Raw genomic sequence first — 15892 nt, forward strand, 5'->3', positions numbered from 1 at the left:
TCGCGAGAACATCGGTATCCATGCATGATCGACTATGCTTGAGCAGCGAAGGGAAACGGAAGTGGTTCGACACCCCATGGATATCAAGTTCACCAACCGGCTGTCCTACAAGCAAGCCAGGCTTACCGTGCTGGTCGGTTTCATTCTGGGCACGCTGCTCAGTCTGCTGCAAATAGGCATCGATTATGCCAGTGAAGACGCCTCCATCAACCGCGAAATCCTGTCTTTGCTGGAAATCAGCCACAACCCCGCGTCTCGCATCGCCTATAACATCGACGCCGAACTCGCTCAGGAACTGACCCTGGGCCTGTTGCGCTCGCCGGCGATCATCGGCGCGCAGTTGATCGACAACAACAGTACCGTGCTCGCCAGCGTCAAACGCCCGGAGGTGCAAAGCGGTTATCGGGTGATCAGCGACTTCCTGTTCGGCGCCAACCGGCAGTTCGAAGACCGTCTCTACCTGGATCACTTGCCGACCGAATCCCTCGGCACCCTGCGTCTGGACGTCGACACTTATTCATTCGGCAACCGGTTCCTGCGCCGGGCCGAGGTGACCCTGCTCAACGGCTTCGCTCGCAGCCTGCTGCTGACCGGCATCCTGCTGGCGCTGTTCTATGTGATGCTGACCAAGCCGTTGGTGCGGGTCATCCGTGAACTCAGCAGTCGCGACCCGCGCAGCACGGAGTCAACGTCGCTGGAGTGTCCGACGGACCATGAAAACGATGAAATCGGTGTACTGGTCAAAGTTGCCAATCAACAATTCGAAAACATCGCCACCGAAATCCAGCAACGACGCAACGCCGAAAACCGCCTGACCGACTACCTCGGGCAACTGGAGAACATCGTCTCGGCCCGCACAGCGGAGCTCAAGGCGATCAACTCGCGGCTCAGCCAGTCCAATCAGGAACTGGAAGTCGCCCGCAGAACCGCCCTGGACATGGCCGAAGCGCGCTCGGTGTTCCTGGCCAACATGAGCCACGAGATCCGTACGCCGCTCAACGGCCTGCTGGGGATGATCGCGCTTTCCCTGGACGGCCCGCTCAATGCCGAGCAACAGCAACAGCTGTCCATCGCCCATGACTCGGGCAAAGTACTGGTGGAACTGCTCAACGATATTCTCGATTTGTCGAAGTTCGATGCCGGCCAACTGGAGCTCGAACATATTCCGTTCGACCTCGGCTCGCTGATCGAAGACACCGCCAACCTGCTATCGCAAAACGCCGCGCCGAGTGTCGAGCTAAGCTGCCTGATCGACCCGCACTTTCCGGCCCTGGTGCTAGGGGATCCGACCCGGGTCCGACAGATCGTCAGCAACCTCTTGTCCAACGCCCTCAAGTTCACCCGTTTCGGTCGCGTCGATGTGCGCCTGTCGACATTCGGGGACGGCGTCAGAATCGAAGTCTGCGACACCGGCATCGGTATCGCCCAGGACGCCCAGGTCAAGATCTTCCAGCCCTTCACGCAAGCGGGTGCCGGCATTACCCGACAATTCGGCGGGACCGGATTGGGCCTGGCACTGACCTACAACCTCTGCGAAGCCATGCAAGGGCGCCTCACCATCAGCTCGGAAGCAGGCTTCGGCAGCCAGTTCTGTGCGGATCTGCCGCTGCCCAGCCACACCCGCGCCCTTCCTCCCGCCTCTTTACAGGGCAAGGTCATCGCCATCACTGCCGCCAGCAGCGGTCTGGCAGAACTGTTGAACAGTGTGTTGCCCGGTTGGGGGCTCGACTATGAGCAGCGTTCCATCGATGACTCGTTGCTGGGCCTGAACCCGGATGTACTGATTACCGATTGCCCCGAATGCCTGTTTGGCCTTCGCCCTTCGTGCACAGCGCCCATTCTGCTGGTCACCGCTTACGGCAGTTTCATGCCCAGCGAAGAAGCCAGTGCCCTCGCCCCTTTGCAACAACAGGCGCGGCCTCTGGCGCGCAATGCGCTGTACCAGACACTGCGGCGAACCCTGCAGCCGGAGCTCAACACAATCAACGGTGCCCGGCTCGACGCCCTCTCCCCACAACGACGCGGACGCGTGCTGCTGGTGGAGGACAATCCGGTCAACCAATTGGTGGCCAAGGGGATGCTCGGAAAACTCGGTTGCGAGGTGATCGTCGCCGGTCACGGTGGCGAGGCGCTGGATCAGCTGGAGCAGAGCGAATTCGATCTGGTGCTGATGGACTGCAACATGCCAGTGATGGACGGCTACGAGGCCAGTCGGCAAATCCGTCGCAGCGGACGCTGGCCACAGCTGCCCATTGTCGCCCTGACCGCCAACGCCATGTCCGAAGAGCGCGAACGCTGTCGTGCGGCAGGCATGAGCGATTACCTGGCAAAACCCTTCCGCCGGGAAGAGTTGGCTGCCCTGCTGGACTTGTGGGTTCCTACTACGACAGCGCTTTGATTTGCCCCAAAAGGTGATCGAGACCATCGCGCAGATCATTCAGGCGATCCAGATCCACACCGCTGTCGCATAACAGACGGGCCTTGAGCGGCCCGACCTGATCGCGCAACGCCTTGCCGGTTGACGACAGGCTCAAGTGCACTTCACGCTCGTCCCGCGCCGAGCGCTGACGCTGAACCAGTTGCAGTTGCTCAAGACGCTTGAGCAACGGCGTCAGCGTGCCGGAATCCAGCGCCAGGCGTTCGCCCAACGCCTTGACCGTCGGCTGCTCCGGGGCTGCCTCCTGCCATTCCCACAACACCAGCATCGCCAGGTATTGCGGGTAGGTCAGGCCGAGCTGATCGAGCATCGGCTTGTAGGCGCGGATCACCGCCCGGGAAGCGGCGTACAGCTTGAAGCACAGTTGACTGTCAAGCTTCAGGGAATCGACTGACAAGGTGTTCATTTGAGCAGGGCTTCGATCTCGCGGGTCAGGTCCTGCGGCTTGGTCGCGGGGGCGAAGCGCTTGACCAGTTGGCCATCCTTGCCGATCAGAAACTTGGTGAAGTTCCACTTGATGCCCTGGGAACCCAGCACACCCGGCGCGCGTTTTTTCAGTTGAACGAACAGCGGATGGGCGTCGGCGCCATTGACTTCAATCTTTTTGAACAGCGGAAAACTGACGCCGAAGTTCAACTCGCAGAACTCGGAAATCGCCCCTTCGTTGCCCGGCTCTTGCTTGCCGAACTGGTTACACGGAAAGCCCAGCACCACCAGACCTTGATCCTTGTAGGTCTGCCACAACTCTTCAAGGCCCTTGTACTGCGGGGTGAAGCCGCATTTGCTCGCGGTGTTGACCACCAACACGGCCTTGCCGGCGAAATCCGCCAGGGTCTTTTGCTCACCCTTGATGGTGGTGCAAGGGATGCTCAGCAGGTTGTCGCTCATGGTTCGGACTCTGAATGAGGGAAGATGGGACAAACATAGCGAGCAATTGAATTGTGTGCAATTTAAATATCCGAAGGGCGATCATCGATCGCCCTCTGGTTTATTTCCCGCGGGGTACCAGGTCCAGGCACACCGAGTTGATGCAATAACGCAGGCCGGTCGGCGGCGGGCCGTCCGGGAACACGTGCCCCAGGTGCGCATCGCATTTGGCGCAGACCACTTCGGTGCGGATCATGCCGTGGCTGACGTCACGGATCTCGACCATGGCGCTGTCGCCGATCGGTGCGTAGAAACTCGGCCAGCCGCAGCCGGAGTCGAATTTGGTCTTGGAGTCGAACAGCGGCTCGTTGCAGCAGATGCAGTGGTAAACACCATCGACCTTGCTGTCGTTGTATTTGCCGGAGAACGGCCGTTCGGTGCCTTTGAGGCGGCAAACGTTGTACTGCTCCGGATCGAGCATCGCCCGCCATTCTTCCAGGGTTTTTTCCAACTTTTCCATCATCACACCTCAGCAGCTGAAAAAGCCCGATCTGTACCTTTTCCACGGATCGGGCGGCACGTATGATTGCGCCTCGTCAAACGCCAGTCTGGCAGCCAGACCACGCGCATTCAAACGGATTTATGGGTGTTGCCTCTCAAGGCGTCAGGCCTGTGTGAATACGCAGGATTCCCAGTACGGTCGTTCATACGCCGCCTGGATCGTTCATTTTCGGGAACACATCGCCATGCAGGTCAGCAAATCGAACAAGCTCGCCAACGTCTGCTACGACATTCGCGGCCCAGTGCTCAAGCACGCCAAACGCCTGGAAGAGGAAGGCCATCGCATCCTCAAGCTGAACATTGGCAACCCGGCGCCTTTTGGTTTCGAAGCACCGGATGAAATCCTTCAGGACGTCATCCGTAACCTGCCGACTGCTCAGGGCTACAGCGATTCCAAAGGCCTGTTCAGCGCCCGCAAGGCCGTGATGCAGTACTACCAGCAAAAGCAGGTAGAAGGCGTCGGCATTGAAGACATCTATTTGGGCAACGGCGTTTCCGAGCTGATCGTGATGTCGATGCAGGCCCTGCTCAACAACGGCGACGAAGTGCTGGTGCCGGCTCCGGACTACCCGCTGTGGACCGCCGCGGTGAGCCTGTCGGGCGGCAACCCGGTGCATTACCTGTGCGACGAGCAGGCCAACTGGTGGCCGGATCTGGCCGACATCAAGGCCAAGATCACCCCGAACACCAAAGCGCTGGTGATCATCAACCCGAACAACCCGACCGGTGCGGTGTATTCGAAAGAAGTCCTGCTGGGCATGCTGGAACTGGCCCGTCAGCACAACCTGGTGGTTTTTTCCGACGAAATCTACGACAAGATTCTGTACGACGATGCCGTGCACATCTGCACGGCTTCCCTGGCGCCAGACCTGCTGTGCCTGACGTTCAACGGCCTGTCCAAGTCTTATCGCGTCGCGGGTTTCCGCTCCGGCTGGATCGCCATTTCCGGCCCGAAACACCACGCCCAGAGCTACATCGAAGGCATCGACATGCTGGCCAACATGCGTCTGTGTGCCAACGTGCCGAGCCAGCATGCGATCCAGACCGCCCTCGGCGGCTACCAGAGCATCAATGATCTGGTATTGCCCAACGGACGACTGTTGGAACAGCGCAATCGCACTTGGGAACTGCTCAACGACATTCCCGGCGTGAGCTGCGTCAAGCCAATGGGCGCGCTGTATGCGTTCCCACGGATCGACCCGAAAGTCTGCCCGATCCATAACGACGAGAAATTCGTGCTCGACCTGCTGCTGTCGGAGAAGCTGCTGGTGGTTCAAGGTACCGCCTTCAACTGGCCATGGCCGGACCACTTCCGTGTGGTGACCCTGCCACGCCTGGACGACCTGGACATGGCCATCGGACGTATCGGCAACTTCCTCAAGACCTATCGCCAGTAACCTGCCTGTCACCGTGCGACGCTTACGCAAGTCGCACGGTGATCGATTCAGCAACATTTCTTTGCGCCCAGCCGAACATCGCTTCTTCAATCGCTGACTGATGACTCGTTGAGTGCTCGCGTCTAACAACGGCGGGGCCTATGACGCTAATTGGCTGACAAAAGCTTCCCGCATCGACGTCGGAAATGCCCTTCAAACAGCTAGACTGTTGCCGTAGGACACAGTTTGAAATAGTCACCTGGTTGAATAGCCCGGGTCAGCACCTTATATACCCCGCAGTACGCTACATCTTTAGCATGAGGAGATTTCTACAACCATGATGCGCATCCTGCTGTTTTTGGCCACTAACCTGGCGGTCGTGCTGATTGCCAGCATCACCCTGAGCCTTTTCGGCTTCAACGGGTTCATGGCGGCCAACGGGGTTGATCTCAACCTCAATCAGCTGCTGATTTTCTGTGCGGTCTTTGGTTTCGCCGGTTCGCTGTTCTCGCTGTTCATCTCCAAGTGGATGGCGAAGATGAGCACCAGCACCCAAATCATCAGCCAGCCGCGCACACGTCACGAGCAATGGCTGCTGCAAACCGTCGAGCAATTGTCCCGGGAAGCCGGGATCAAGATGCCCGAAGTCGGTATTTTCCCGGCCTATGAGGCGAACGCCTTTGCCACCGGTTGGAACAAGAACGACGCGCTGGTCGCGGTCAGCCAAGGTCTGCTCGAGCGTTTCTCGCCAGATGAAGTGAAGGCCGTTCTGGCCCACGAAATCGGCCACGTAGCCAATGGCGACATGGTCACCCTGGCATTGGTCCAGGGCGTGGTGAACACCTTCGTGATGTTCTTCGCACGGATCATCGGCAACTTTGTCGACAAGGTGATCTTCAAGAACGAAGAAGGCCAGGGCATCGCCTACTACGTGGCGACCATCTTCGCCGAACTGGTCCTGGGCATTCTGGCCAGCGCCATCGTCATGTGGTTCTCGCGTAAACGCGAATTCCGTGCAGACGAAGCCGGTGCGCGTCTGGCCGGTACCGCCGCAATGATCGGCGCCCTGCAACGCCTGCGTGCCGAACAGGGGCTGCCGGTGCACATGCCGGACACCCTGACGGCTTTCGGCATCAACGGTGGCATCAAACAGGGGTTCGCCCGCATGTTCATGAGCCACCCACCGCTGGAAGAGCGTATTGACGCACTGCGTCGTCGGGGCTGAGAGGTTCCGCACTAAAAGAAAAGGCCCGCAGTGATGCGGGCCTTTTTTTGTCTGCTTGAATGTTGTGGCGCTCATTCTGGCCCCTTCGTCGGAACGCCGCCCGGAGCAAGCCCGCTCCCACAGGGGAATGCATTTCAAATGTGGGAGCGGGCTTGCTCGCGAAGAGGTCAGCACAAACAACACTTTTTACCGGCTGGAAACCCGGTACACCCGCTCTTCAAGCCGCGTAACACCGTTTTCCAGGAACTTCCAGCTTTCGCCCAGAACGTCCTGGTCCTCCAGAATCTTCAACTCCCACGAAGCACCGAACAACTGTTGCACTTCGTCATCCAGCACTGCAAAGGGCGGCCCCTCCATTTGTGCCTGGTCGTAATCCAGGGTAATCAGCAGCCCCAGAGAATCCTTCGGCACAATCCGCTTCAGATGCTCGGCGTATTGCTCGCGCATCTTCGGTGGCAAGGCGATCAACGCAGCGCGGTCGTACAGCGCACTGCAATCGGCGACATCGCCGGCCGTCAACGCGAAGAAATCACCACACCAGATCTCGATCGAGCCCGCCCGATAGACGGTGAAGGGGCCTTGGTCGCTAACGTCCGGATCAAATTGATGCTCGTGGAAAAAGTCTTCCACCGCTTTTTCCGACAACTCGACGCCCAGCACCTCGTGACCGCATTTCGCCAGCCACAGCAGATCCAGGCTTTTGCCACATAGCGGCACCAGTACGCGCGCGCCCTCTTCCAGGCCCAGCTGCGGCCAGTACCGTTGCAGATATGGATTCACTTCCGGCAGGTGAAAGCCGATCTGATTCGACGTCCACCGCTTGTGCCAAAACTCCGGCTGCATAATTAATCCCGAAAATTCGATCAAAAGACCCTAAAACTTATATTAGATTTAGATCAATGATCTGACTGAAGATGATGCCATCTTACCCCTCAGGAGCTCATTCATGTTCCCCAGCCTGTACATATCCCATGGCTCGCCCATGTTGGCACTGGAACCGGGTGCCAGCGGGCCCGCCCTTGCTCGCCTGGCTGCAGAATTGCCGAAACCCAAAGCCATCGTAATGGTATCTGCGCATTGGGAAAGCAATGAATTGCTCGTCAGCGGCAATCCCCAGCCTGAAACCTGGCATGACTTCGGCGGTTTTCCGCAGGCGTTATTCGACGTGCAATACCCGGCGCCCGGCAATCCACAATTGGCCGCAGAGGTTGTCGAATTGCTGAAGAGCGATGGCCTGCCCGCACGCATCGACGCCGAACGGCCGTTCGACCATGGTGTCTGGGTGCCCTTGTCATTGATGTATCCACAAGCCGACATCCCCGTGGTGCAAGTTTCGCTGCCCACCCGCGGCGGTCCGGCCCTGCAGACCCGCGTCGGTCATGCCCTGGCCAGTCTGCGCGAACACGGCGTGCTGCTGATCGGTTCCGGGAGCATCACCCACAACCTGCGTGAACTGGACTGGCACGCCGGCCCGGAAAGCGTCGAACCCTGGGCCCAGGCATTTCGTGACTGGATGATCGAAAAACTCGCCGCCAACGACGAAACCGCGTTGCACGATTATCGTCAGCAAGCACCGAATGCCGTGCGCAACCATCCAAGTGATGAACATTTGCTGCCTTTGTATTTTGCCCGCGGCGCCGGAGGCAACTTCAGCGTGACCCACAAGGGATTCACCATGGGAGCCTTGGGCATGGACATTTACCGCTTCGGATAATGTCGCCGTACAAGCGCTCAACCTGTGGCGGCCAGGCTCAGACCACATCGACCCCGACATGAATCGCATCGTGCCGCCAAAACTCCAGATCACAATCGATCAACCGCTCATGTTGATCGTAATTGACCCGAGCGATGCGCAAGCCCGGACTCCCCACCGACACCCGTAAAGCCGCCGCCGCATCCACCGACAACGCCGTCGGCACAATCTCGAAACGCACCCGCCCATAGTGCAAGTCGTAATGCCGCGCATACAGCTCGGTAATCGACTGATTCAAATCGAACTCCAGAATCCCCGGAAAAAACTGCGGATTCAAATAGTGCTCCACATACAACACCAGCCGCTCATCAATCCGCCGTGCCCGGCAAATTTGAATCACGCTGGACAACGCCGGCAACTGCAACCAGGCACAGACCGCCGCCGACGCCGGTTGCAACCGCGCTGAAATCACCTCGGTGGACGGCACCCGCCCCTGTGCACTGACCATCGCGTGAAAGTGACTGCGCTGCATCAGGTTGTAGGCCAGGCGCGGTGGCGACACAAACCAGCCACGGCGCTCCTCCCGATAGATCTGCCCCTGGGCTTCCAACTGCAACAACGCTTCACGCACGGTGATCCGGGTGGTACCGAACAACTCACTGAGCTTGCGCTCGGCCGGCAGTTTGCTCCCGGGCGCCAACAGGCCATGGTCGAGCTGTTCCTGCAGAACCTGCCCGATGGCTGTCACCGCTTTGGTTGTCTCGATGCGCATCAACGTTACCTATCTGGACTAGACCAGCACTGTTTCGGGGCGGAACCGCGATTCAAATCGGTTCCCTCAACTCCCGACAAGCCTAGGCACTGCACATGACTGACAGATGACAAAGCCGCCGAACGGTTGATCCAGACGCCTGCAATTTCACGGCCAAGTCCTTTTATATCAGCCTATTAGCCATGGTCTACGCTTACTCCGAAGCCTGAGCATTGCAGCTCAAAAAATATAGGCCGACCCGTCGTCGACATCAAAATGTCATCAGAGGCGCCTAAATTGGCTCAGGTATTGCTGACCTAGACCAACACAACCGCAATCGCAGCGTTGAAAACGCCCAAAGGAGCTTCGGATGAAACAGCTTTTCCTGGCCTCACTGTTAGGCTCGACCATTGCCATGTGCACCGCCGCGATGGCGGCTGATACCGATTTGAAAACCCTGGAAGCCGCGGCGAAAGCGGAAGGTGAGGTCAACAGCGTCGGCATGCCCGACAACTGGGCCAACTGGAAAGGCACCTGGGATGACCTGGCCAAGAACTACGGCCTGAAACACATCGACACCGATATGAGCTCGGCCCAGGAAATCGCCAAGTTCGCCGCTGAAAAAGACAACGCCACTGCCGATATCGGTGATGTCGGTGCCGCGTTCGGTCCGATCTCGGTGAAGCAAGGCGTTGTACAACCTTACAAGCCAAGCACCTGGGATCAGATCCCGAGCTGGGCAAAGGATAAGGACGGCAACTGGGCGCTCGCCTACACCGGCACCATCGCGTTCATCGTCAACAAAAAGTTGCTGCACGGCTCCGACGCTCCGACCAAATGGGCTGACCTCAAGGACGGCAAATACAAAGTTTCCATCGGTGATGTAAGCACCGCGGCCCAAGCGGCCAACGGCGTTCTGGCTGCCGCGCTTGCCAACGGTGGCAATGAGAAAAACCTCCAACCGGCGCTGGATCTGTTTTCCGAGATCGCCAAGCAAGGCCGCCTGTCGATGGCCAACCCGACAATTGCCACCATGGAAAAGGGTGAAATCGAAGTCGGTGTGGTCTGGGACTTCAACGGTCTGAGCTACAAGGCCAAAATGGTCAACCCGGATGACTACACCGTGCTGATTCCATCCGATGGCTCGGTGATCTCCGGTTACACCACCATCATCAACAAGTACGCCAAGCACCCGAATGCCGCCAAACTGGCCCGCGAATACATCTTCAGCGACGCCGGCCAGACCAATTTGGCACGCGGTAATGCCCGTCCGATCCGCGCCGAGCATCTGACTCTGCCGCCTGAGGTTCAGGCCCAGCTGCTGCCTAACGAGCAGTACAAAAAGGTCACGCCGATCAAAGACGCCGACGCATGGGAAAAGACCTCCAAAGCCCTTCCTCAGAAGTGGCAGGAAGAAGTCATCGTCAACATGAAGCAGTAATGCGGTAGATCCCATTTGGAGATCTGATGGAGATCCAATGTGGGAGCGAGCCTGCTCGCGATAGCGATCCGACATTCAACATTTATGTTGACTGACAGTCCCTCATCGTCGGATCGCCGCCCGGAGCAAGCTCGCTCCCACAGGGGGTTGTTTGCGTTCTTGAATCATCTGTTTGCGGAGTCATCGCCCTATGAAGCACAACGTCATCCTTGTCGTGCTCGACGGCCTCAATTACGAGGTCGCCCGTCACGCCATGGGGCACCTGCAGGCTTACGTTGGCGCAGGACGCGCGGCGCTCTACAAACTGGAGTGCGAACTGCCGGCCCTGTCCCGACCGCTTTACGAGTGCATCCTGACCGGCGTCACGCCGATCGACAGTGGCGTCGTTCACAACAACGTCTCGCGCCTGTCCAACCAGCGCAGCATCTATCACTACGCCAGCGATGCCGGCCTTGTAACCGCCGCCGCGGCCTATCACTGGGTCAGTGAGCTGTATAACCGTTCGCCGTTTGTGGCGGCGCGGGATCGTCACACCGACGCCCCGGACCTGCCTATCCAGCACGGTCATTTCTACTGGAGCGATCACTACCCGGACTCGCACCTGTTCGCCGACGCCGAAAACCTGCGCCTGCGTCATGCGCCGAACTTTTTACTGGTCCACCCCATGAACATCGACGACGCCGGGCACAAGCACGGCCTCGACACCCCGCAATACCGCAACAGCGCCCGCTCGGCCGACATTATTCTGGCCGACTACCTGCACACCTGGCTCGACGCCGGGTATCAGGTGCTGGTGACCGCCGACCATGGCATGAACAACGACCGCTCCCACAACGGCCTGCTGCCGGAAGAGCGTGAAGTACCGCTGTTCGTCCTCGGCGACGCTTTCAGCTTCAATGCCAACGCCGCACCGAAACAGACTGAAATCTGCGGCACCGTCTGCGAACTGCTGGGTGTAGCCCACGACAAACCTGTGTGCCGGGAGCTGCTCAAGTGAACACCATGACGCGCGGCAAATGGCTGGCAGCCTTGTGCCTGGTGCCTTTCGCACTGTTCTTTATCGTGTTCCAGATCGCGCCGCTGTCCTGGGTGATGATCAACAGCCTGCAATCGGAAGAGTTCGGCTGGGGCATCGCCAACTTCACCAGGATCTTCAATTCGAAGTTCTATCTGCAGGCGATCCAGTTCAGCCTCGAGATCAGTTTCTGGTCCAGCGTGTTCGGGATCATCATCGCAGTGCTCGGCGCCTACTCCCTGCGCCGGGTCGACTCGAAACTGCGCAACTTCGTCAACGCCTTCGCCAACATGACCAGCAACTTTGCCGGCGTGCCTTTGGCCTTCGCGTTCATCATTCTGCTGGGCTTCAACGGCAGCTTCACCATCATGCTCAAGCAGGCCGGGATCATTCAGGACTTCAACCTGTACTCGAAAACCGGGCTGATCATTCTCTATACCTACTTCCAGATTCCGCTGGGCGTTCTGCTGCTCTACCCGGCCTTTGATGCCCTGCGCGAAGATTGGCGTGAATCCGCCGCGCTGCTCGGAGCCAACGGCTGGCAGTACTGGCGGTACATCGGTTTGCCAGTGCTGACCCCAGCACTGCTCGGTACGTTTGTGATCCTGCTGGCCAACGCCCTGGGCGCCTACGCCACGGTGTACGCCCTGACCACCGGTAACTTCAACGTGCTGACAATCCGCATTGCGGCGATGGTTTCCGGCGACATTTCCCTTGACCCGAACCTCGCCAGTGCCCTGGCTGTGGTGCTCGTTGCGTTGATGACCCTGGTGACCATCGTGCATCAGCTGCTGTTGAAGAGGAGCTACCATGTCTCGCGCTGAACTGGGCCCCGTCGGCATCTACCACCGGGTGGTGGTGTATTTGCTGTTTGGCATACTGTTGCTGCCGTTGCTCGGGACGCTGATCTACTCGATCGCCAGCAGTTGGTCGGCGACCATTCTGCCCAGCGGCTTCACCGTTAAATGGTACGTGGAGCTGTGGAGCGACCCGCGATTTCTCCATTCGTTCGGCCAATCGCTGCTGGTCTGCGTCGGCTCGCTGATTCTGTCGGTGGTGCTGATTCTGCCGCTGCTGTTTGTGGTGCATTACCACTTCCCGAAACTCGATGCCCTGATGAACATCCTGATCCTGCTGCCCTTCGCGGTGCCGCCGGTGGTGTCGTCGGTGGGTCTGTTGCAGCTCTACGGTTCCGGGCCGTTCGCGATGGTCGGGACGCCGTGGATTCTGATCGGTTGCTACTTCACCGTGGCGCTGCCGTTCATGTACCGGGCAATCACCAACAACCTGCAGGCGATCAACCTGCGCGACCTGATGGACTCCGCCCAACTGCTCGGTGCCAGCACCTGGCAAGCGGCGTTCCTGGTGGTGCTGCCAAACTTGCGCAAAGGTTTGATGGTGGCGTTGCTGCTGTCGTTCTCGTTCCTGTTCGGTGAGTTCGTGTTCGCCAACATCCTCGTCGGCACCCGCTACGAAACCCTGCAGGTCTACCTCAACAACATGCGCAACAGCAGCGGCCACTTCACCAGTGCGCTGGTGATTTCCTATTTCTTCTTTGTGCTGGTTCTGACCTGGGCTGCCAATATTTTGAACAAGGACAAAAGCCAATGAGCTTCGTCAGCGTCCAACACCTACTGAAAAGCTACGCGGGCACCACGGTGTTCAGCGATATCAACTGTGAAATCCAGAAGGGCGAGTTCGTCACCCTCCTCGGCCCGTCCGGTTGCGGCAAGTCCACACTGCTACGCTGCATCGCCGGGCTGACCTCGGTGGATGGCGGCAAAATCCTGCTCGATGGCGTCGACCTCGTGCCGTTGAGCCCGCAGAAACGCGGGATCGGCATGGTGTTCCAGAGCTACGCGCTGTTTCCCAACATGACGGTTGAGCAGAACGTCGCCTTTGGTTTGCGCATGCAGAAGGTCAACGCCGACGACAGCCATAAGCGTGTTGCCGAAGTGCTGAAACTGGTGGAACTCAACGACTTCGCCGCGCGTTATCCGCATCAACTGTCTGGCGGCCAATGCCAGCGAGTCGCCCTCGCCCGCTCGTTGGTGACCCGGCCTCGCCTGTTGTTGCTGGATGAACCGCTGTCGGCCCTCGATGCGCGGATTCGCAAGCACCTGCGCGAACAGATCCGTCAGATCCAGCGTGAACTCGGCTTGACCACGATCTTCGTCACTCACGATCAGGAAGAAGCCCTGACCATGTCCGACCGGATTTTCTTGATGAATCAGGGAAAGATCGTACAGAGCGGCGATGCCCAGACCCTTTACACCGCCCCCATCGACGTCTTTGCCGCTGGCTTCATCGGCAACTACAACCTGCTGGACGCCGACAGCGCCACAAAGCTGCTGCAACGACCGATTACCCACCGCATCGCGATTCGCCCGGAAGCCATCGAGCTGAGCCTCAACGGCGAACTCGACGCGCAAATCCGCAGCCACAGCCTGTTGGGCAACGTGATTCGCTACCGGGTCGAAGCCCGGGGCGTGGAATTGGTGGTGGATGTGCTGAACCGCTCGGCGGCCGATCTGCATCCCGATGGTCAGCGTCTGGCGCTTTCCATCGATCCAACGGCCCTGTGTGAGGTAGCCTGATGACTTTGCTGATGTTGAAGAGAGAACCGCACTGATGGCCCTGGCAATTTTTGATCTGGATGAAACCCTGATCCACGGCGACTGCGCCACCCTTTGGAGCGAGCAAATGGGCCGCCTGGGTTGGGTCGATCCCGAGTCGTTCATGCGTCAGAACAACGAACTGATGGACGCCTACAGCCACGGCAAACTGCGGATGGAGGAGTACATGACCTTCAGTCTGGAGCCGATGATCGGGCGCACGCCGGAAGAGGTCGACCATTTGGTAGGGCCTTGGGTGGAAGACTTCATCGAGCCGATCATTTTCAGTGACGCCACCAAAGCCATTGCGGCCCATCGCAAGGCTGGCGACCGGATTTTGGTGATTTCGGCGTCGGGCACGCACCTGGTCAGGCCGATTGCCGATCGTTTGGGCATTGACGAGATTCTCGGCATCGAGCTGGAAGTGGCACATGGGGTGTATAGCGGCAACACCGTTGGCACGCTGACCTACCGCGAAGGCAAGATCACGCGTTTGCTGGAGTGGCTGGATGCGGAAGAGGAAAACCTCGAGGGCGCGAGTTTCTACTCCGACTCACGCAATGATTTGCCGTTGCTGCTGAAGGTGGATTTCCCACACGTGGTAAACCCGGATCCGGTGCTGCTTGAACACGCCGAAAAGGCCGGCTGGCCGATCCACCTCTGGAAGTAACCGAAAATCAATTGTGGGAGCGGGCTTGCTCGCGAAAGCGGTGTATCAGTCAACACAGATGTCGACTGACACTCCCTCTTAGCGAGCAAGCCCGCTCCCACAGGGATCAAACCAGGCTTTCGTCGATCACCAACACCAACTTTCCCGACACTTTATTAGTCGCCAACTCCGCAAACGCCGCTTCGGCGTCCTTGATCGGGAAGGTCTTGGCCAATTGCGGACTCAAACGTCCTTCAGCAAACAACGGCCAGACATGTTGGCTGAGATCGCTGAACAGATCCGCCTTGAACTGCTCGTCGCGACTGCGCAAGGTCGAACCCAGCAGCTGCACGCGCTTGGCCAGTACCTGCGCCAGATCCAGCTGCGCCTCACGACCGCCCATCAGGCCGATCAGCACCCAACGGCCATCGCGCGCCATCAGTTTCAGATTCAGCGCGGCGTAGTTGCCGCCCACCGGGTCGAGAATCACATCGAATGGCCCCAGGTCGCTCAAGCTGTCCAGATCCCCGTTGCGCACGACCCCACCTTGGGCTCCCAGCGCTTCGCAGTAAGCCAAACGCTCGGCGGAACCGACGCTGACCCAGCACGGGTTACCAAACGCCTTGCACAGCTGAATGGCAGCTGAACCGATTCCACTTGCTCCGGCGTGCAGCAGAACTTTCTCACCCGGCTTGAGCGCAGCCAGTTGAAACAAATTCAGCCAAACGGTCGCATACACTTCCGGCAGCGCTGCCGCCTCAGCCAGGGACAAACCTTCGGGAACCGGCAACACATGCCGTCCGTCGACAACTACCTCCTCGGCCATCCCGCCCCCGGCCAGCAAGGCGCAAACCCGATCCCCGACGTGCCAGGACGAGCCCGGCCCCACCTCGCTGATGACCCCCGAACACTCAAGACCCAGTACCTGACTGGCTCCCGGCGGTGGCGGATAAAGACCCGCCTTCTGTAACAAATCGGCGCGATTGAGACCCGCAGCCGCCACTCGAATCCGAACTTGTCCTACATCGCATGTAGGACTGGGCTCTTCAAGCCACTCCACTCGACCTTCAACGCCTTGCAATGCTTTCACAGTGCCTCCATAGTGAGTCTGGACTGAGCCCGTAGCTGTAGCGCCGGGCTTTCTTGCATTATGCGACCGGCCCTGGGGCCTATACGAAACCTAGCAGGCAGTTTTCGTACAGAGCCTAGTGGTACCGGCGACTTCAAAGACGGCCTAATATGCGTGATCAATTGTCCCCGCG

The 15892-nt window shown here is 58.9% G+C and carries 16 protein-coding genes; 10 read left to right on the forward strand and 6 right to left on the reverse strand.

Going from position 1 to position 15892, the window contains the following annotated elements; translation table 11 throughout:
- Positions 1-76: 76 nt before the first annotated feature.
- A complete protein-coding gene (locus ASC74_RS16285; protein WP_056742447.1) occupies positions 77-2398 on the forward strand; it encodes a hybrid sensor histidine kinase/response regulator in 2322 nt (773 codons plus the stop codon).
- On the opposite strand, the gene ASC74_RS16290 is transcribed toward ASC74_RS16285, so the two are convergent.
- The 3 genes from ASC74_RS16290 to msrB form a co-directional block, all read right to left on the reverse strand.
- Positions 2382-2843 (reverse strand): MarR family winged helix-turn-helix transcriptional regulator, encoded by a 462-nt coding sequence (locus ASC74_RS16290; protein WP_056742449.1) that lies wholly within the window; start codon positions 2841-2843, stop codon positions 2382-2384. The genes ASC74_RS16285 and ASC74_RS16290 overlap by 17 nt on opposite strands.
- The gene (locus ASC74_RS16295; RefSeq protein ID WP_007983498.1) at positions 2840-3325 is read right to left on the reverse strand and encodes a glutathione peroxidase; all 486 of its coding nucleotides are present in this window, start codon (positions 3323-3325) and stop codon (positions 2840-2842) included. Before ASC74_RS16295 ends, ASC74_RS16290 begins: the two co-directional genes overlap by 4 nt.
- 100 nt (positions 3326-3425) lie before the next feature.
- Complete coding sequence (gene msrB, locus ASC74_RS16300) at positions 3426-3824, reverse strand: peptide-methionine (R)-S-oxide reductase MsrB (protein WP_056742451.1); 399 nt, start codon at positions 3822-3824, stop codon at positions 3426-3428.
- A gap of 226 nt (positions 3825-4050) precedes the next feature.
- Here msrB and ASC74_RS16305 point away from each other — a divergent pair, with 226 nt between their 5' ends.
- A complete protein-coding gene (locus tag ASC74_RS16305; protein WP_056742510.1) occupies positions 4051-5262 on the forward strand; it encodes a pyridoxal phosphate-dependent aminotransferase in 1212 nt (403 codons plus the stop codon).
- 316 nt (positions 5263-5578) lie between these two features.
- Positions 5579-6466 (forward strand): protease HtpX, encoded by an 888-nt coding sequence (htpX, locus tag ASC74_RS16310; protein WP_008145865.1) that lies wholly within the window; start codon positions 5579-5581, stop codon positions 6464-6466.
- A 186-nt stretch (positions 6467-6652) separates the two neighbouring features.
- On the opposite strand, the gene ASC74_RS16315 is transcribed toward htpX, so the two are convergent.
- Entirely contained in the window at positions 6653-7309 is a 657-nt protein-coding gene (locus ASC74_RS16315) for a thiopurine S-methyltransferase (RefSeq protein WP_056742453.1), read from the reverse strand.
- Between the two features lie 103 nt (positions 7310-7412).
- Between ASC74_RS16315 and ASC74_RS16320 the strand changes: the two genes are divergently transcribed.
- Positions 7413-8180 carry a DODA-type extradiol aromatic ring-opening family dioxygenase gene (locus tag ASC74_RS16320; RefSeq protein WP_056742456.1) on the forward strand — a complete coding sequence of 256 codons (768 nt, stop codon included), beginning with the start codon at positions 7413-7415 and terminating at the stop codon, positions 8178-8180.
- 37 nt (positions 8181-8217) lie between these two features.
- Here ASC74_RS16320 and ASC74_RS16325 read toward each other — a convergent pair whose 3' ends face one another.
- Complete coding sequence (locus ASC74_RS16325; protein WP_056742457.1) at positions 8218-8931, reverse strand: UTRA domain-containing protein; 714 nt, start codon at positions 8929-8931, stop codon at positions 8218-8220.
- A 349-nt stretch (positions 8932-9280) separates the two neighbouring features.
- Here ASC74_RS16325 and ASC74_RS16330 point away from each other — a divergent pair, with 349 nt between their 5' ends.
- The 6 genes from ASC74_RS16330 to ASC74_RS16355 all read left to right on the forward strand — a co-directional run bounded on the left by ASC74_RS16330 (position 9281) and on the right by ASC74_RS16355 (position 14651).
- Positions 9281-10351 (forward strand): ABC transporter substrate-binding protein, encoded by a 1071-nt coding sequence (locus ASC74_RS16330; protein ID WP_046049149.1) that lies wholly within the window; start codon positions 9281-9283, stop codon positions 10349-10351.
- Positions 10352-10541: 190 nt separating this feature from the next.
- Positions 10542-11348 carry an alkaline phosphatase family protein gene (locus tag ASC74_RS16335; RefSeq protein ID WP_056742459.1) on the forward strand — a complete coding sequence of 269 codons (807 nt, stop codon included), beginning with the start codon at positions 10542-10544 and terminating at the stop codon, positions 11346-11348.
- Between the two features lie 5 nt (positions 11349-11353).
- The gene (locus tag ASC74_RS16340) at positions 11354-12190 is read left to right on the forward strand and encodes an ABC transporter permease (RefSeq protein WP_162247448.1); all 837 of its coding nucleotides are present in this window, start codon (positions 11354-11356) and stop codon (positions 12188-12190) included.
- On the forward strand, positions 12177-12977 hold the full coding sequence (locus tag ASC74_RS16345; protein WP_046049146.1) for an ABC transporter permease: 801 nt from the start codon (positions 12177-12179) through the stop codon (positions 12975-12977). Before ASC74_RS16340 ends, ASC74_RS16345 begins: the two co-directional genes overlap by 14 nt.
- Positions 12974-13963, forward strand: a complete 990-nt coding sequence (locus tag ASC74_RS16350; protein WP_056742463.1) for an ABC transporter ATP-binding protein — start codon at positions 12974-12976, stop codon at positions 13961-13963. Before ASC74_RS16345 ends, ASC74_RS16350 begins: the two co-directional genes overlap by 4 nt.
- A 34-nt stretch (positions 13964-13997) precedes the next feature.
- Positions 13998-14651, forward strand: coding sequence for an HAD family hydrolase (locus tag ASC74_RS16355; protein ID WP_008145849.1), 654 nt, complete (start codon positions 13998-14000; stop codon positions 14649-14651).
- 106 nt (positions 14652-14757) lie between these two features.
- On the opposite strand, the gene ASC74_RS16360 is transcribed toward ASC74_RS16355, so the two are convergent.
- Positions 14758-15720 (reverse strand): zinc-binding dehydrogenase, encoded by a 963-nt coding sequence (locus tag ASC74_RS16360; RefSeq protein ID WP_056742465.1) that lies wholly within the window; start codon positions 15718-15720, stop codon positions 14758-14760.
- Between the last annotated feature and the right edge of the window lie 172 nt (positions 15721-15892).

It is taken from the genome of Pseudomonas sp. Root329, from assembly GCF_001424925.1.
GTDB classification, from domain to species: Bacteria; Pseudomonadota; Gammaproteobacteria; order Pseudomonadales; family Pseudomonadaceae; genus Aquipseudomonas; species Aquipseudomonas arabinosi.